Annotated in this window: 2 protein-coding genes; both read left to right on the forward strand. The window is 73.3% G+C overall.

Annotated elements, in window-relative coordinates; all coding sequences use genetic code 11:
- The coding region (locus FDZ70_09245) for a glycine--tRNA ligase subunit alpha (protein ID TLM70280.1) at positions 1-556 on the forward strand (556 nt) is incomplete at its 5' end.
- A partial coding sequence (locus tag FDZ70_09250; GenBank protein TLM70281.1) for a glycine--tRNA ligase subunit beta occupies positions 553-2,500 on the forward strand: 1,948 nt, incomplete at its 3' end. The genes FDZ70_09245 and FDZ70_09250, both read left to right, overlap by 4 nt.

The following is a 2,500-nucleotide window of genomic DNA, read 5'->3' on the forward strand; positions in this document are numbered from 1 at the left end:
CGGCATGGAGTGCCCGCAGTTCACCTACTTCCAGCAGGTCGGCGGATTCGCCTGCCGTCCCGTGCCCGCCGAGATCACCTACGGCCTCGAGCGGCTCGCCATGTACATCCAGGGCGTGGACTCGGTCTACGACATCGTGTGGGCGCGTGGTGACGACGGCCTCGTCTTCACCTACGCCGACGTCTTCCTTCGCAACGAGCAGCTGTACTCGGCCTACAACTTCGAGGTCGCCGACACGGACATGCTCTACCGCCTCTTCGACACCTACGAGGCCGAGTGCCGCCGCACGCTCGAGGCGGGCCTGTGCCTGCCGGCCTACGACTTCGTGCTCAAGTGCAGCCACGCGTTCAACCTGCTCGACGCGCGCGGCGCGATCGCCGTGGCCGAGCGCGTGAACTTCATCGGGCGCGTGCGCGCGCTCGCGAAGGCGTGCTGCGAGGCGTACGTCGCCGACGTGGCCGCGCAGGCGGGGGAGGGCGCGCCGATGGGCGATGCGCCCGTGGGCGAGGCCGCTGAGCAGCCCGCACCGCTGACCGGGGGCGGTGATGCCTCGTGAGCCGCGACCTCGTCTTCGAGATCGGTGTCGAGGAGATCCCATCCGCGCCGCTGTACGCCGCGATCGAGCAGCTCAAGACCGACGCGTCCGCCGCGCTGAAGGCCGCGCGCCTCGGCTACGAGCATCTTGAGACCCACGGCGCGCCCCGCCGCCTGACGCTCTACGTCACCCGCCTCGCCGAGCGCTCCGAGGACCTCTCCGAGCGCGTGAAGGGCCCGGCCGCCAAGGCCGCGTTCGACGCCGACGGCAAGCCCACCAAGGCCGCCGAGGGCTTCGCGCGCAGCCGCGGCATCGACGTGGCCGCGCTCGAGCTCGTCGAGGGCGACGACGGCGCGTACGTCTACGCCACCGTCGAGCAGCCCGGACGGGCCGCCGCCGAGGTCCTGCCCGGCCTGCTCGCAGGGGTGTGCGAGGGCATCGACTGGCCGAAGTCCATGCGCTGGGGCTCGGGCGAGACCCGCTTCGTGCGCCCGGTGCGCTGGCTCGCCGCCGTGCTCGGCGACGACGTCGTGCCGGTGGAGTTCGCGGGCCTCACCGCGGGCCGCGCCACGTACGGCCACCGCTTCCTGACCGGCGGGCCGATCGAGATCGCCTCGGCCGAGCAGTACTCGTCGGTGGCGCGCATCGGACTGTTCGTCTACGACCAGGCCGAGCGCGCGCGCCTCGTGCGCGAGGGCGTCGACGCCGCGGCTGTGGCCGCCGGCGGGCGAGCTGTCGTGCCGGAGAAGACGTTCGCCGAGGTCGTGAACCTCGTCGAGTGGCCCACGGTGGTCACGGGGCACTTCGACACCGACTTCCTCGAGGTCCCGCGCGAGGTGCTCGAGACGGCGATGGAGTCGCACCAGCGCTACTTCCCGGTCGAGACGGCCGACGGCGCGCTCACGAACGCGTTCATCGTGGCGCACAACGGCGATCCCGAGCGCAGCGCGGAGATCGTCGCGGGCCACGAGCGCGTGATCCGCGCGCGGCTCGCCGACGCGACCTTCTTCTACCGCGAGGACCTCAAGTCGCCGCTAGAGGCCAACGTCGCGCGACTCGACACGATCGTCTTCCAGGAGAAGCTCGGCACGCTGGGCCGCAAGGTCGCACGCATGGAGGCACTCGCGGGCGCGCTCGCGGACCTCGCCGGCGCCGACGCCGGCGTGCGCGCCGAGGCCGTGCGCGCGGCGCACCTGGCCAAGGCCGACCTCGTGAGCCACGTCGTCGTCGAGATGCCGGCGCTGCAGGGCGTGATGGGCCGCTACTACGCGCTGGCCTCGGGCGAGGGCGAGGCCGTCGCCACGGCGATCGTCGAGCACTACCGCCCGCGATTCGCCGGCGACCAGGTCCCGTCCACTGCGGCGGGCCGGCTCGCGTCGGCCGCCGACAAGCTCGACACCATCGTCGGCATCTTCGCCATCGGCCAGGGCCCGACCGGCGCGGGCGACCCGTTCGCGCTGCGCCGCGCCGCGCTCGGCATCCTCGCCATGGTGACCGAGGGTGGCCTCGCGGTCACGCTCGACGCCGCCATCGCCGCCGCGATCGCCGGCTGCGCTCGCGACCTGCCCGGGCTCGATGCCGAGGAGACCGGCGCCGAGGTCAAGGCGTTCTTCATCGGCCGGCTCGAGGGTCTGCTCAAGGACCGCGGCTTCGCGTACGACACGGTCGACGCCGTGCTCGCGACAGCCGGCGATGACCCCGCCGACGCGCTGCGCCGCTGCCACGCGCTCCAGACGGCCCGCGACAGCGACCCGGAGACCTTCGACGACCTCGCCACCGCGTTCACGCGCGCGAAGAACCTCGCGCAGGCGGACCTCGGCACGCAGACCGACGACGCGATGATGACGCCGCCGGAGACCGCGCTGGCTACCGCGCTCGCGGCCGCCGAGGCCACGGTCGCCGGGCTCGTGGCCGACGGCGCGTACCCGGAGGTGCTTGCTGAGCTCGCCGCGATGCGCGCGCCGG

This window comes from Actinomycetota bacterium (assembly GCA_005774595.1).
GTDB lineage: Bacteria > Actinomycetota > Coriobacteriia > Anaerosomatales > D1FN1-002 > D1FN1-002.